The organism is Pseudomonas sp. EA_5y_Pfl2_R50 (assembly GCF_963970475.1).
Taxonomy (GTDB): domain Bacteria; phylum Pseudomonadota; class Gammaproteobacteria; order Pseudomonadales; family Pseudomonadaceae; genus Aquipseudomonas.
Genome location: NZ_CAXAPT010000164.1, coordinates 1 through 458, shown reverse-complemented (window position 1 = coordinate 458; position 458 = coordinate 1). Strand labels below are relative to the sequence as shown.

Annotated in this window: 1 protein-coding gene; it reads left to right on the top strand. The window is 63.3% G+C overall.

Translation table 11 applies throughout. The features are described from left to right. Positions 1 to 458, top strand: a 458-nt coding sequence (locus AACY19_RS27250; protein ID WP_339454598.1) for an HAD-IC family P-type ATPase, incomplete at both ends; no start/stop codon positions are given.

Genomic DNA, 458 nt, shown 5'->3' with positions numbered 1-458 from the left:
ATCGCCGATGAGCTTGGCATCGACATCGTCCTTGCCGACGTGCTTCCCGGTCAAAAGGCGGAGAAGGTCAAGGAGCTGCAGGCCCAGGGCCAGCGTGTCGGCATAGTCGGTGACGGAGTCAACGATGCCCCCGCGCTTACCCAGGCCGACGTAGGGTTTGCGATCGGGGCGGGCACTGACGTCGCGATGGAAAGCGCCGATGTCGTCCTGATGAAGAGCGATCCTTATGATATTGTCGGTGCCATAGCGCTCTCACGCGCCACGCTTCGCAAGATGCACCAAAATCTGTGGTGGGCGGTCGGCTACAATGTGATCGCCTTTCCACTCGCGGCAGGTGTGCTCTATCCGGTGCTGCTGAGCCCCGAGGTCGCTGCGCTGGCTATGTCGGGCAGCTCCGCACTCGTCGCGGTCAACGCGCTGCTGCTGAAGCGCACCCGGCTGGCGGGTATCAGTCGGGG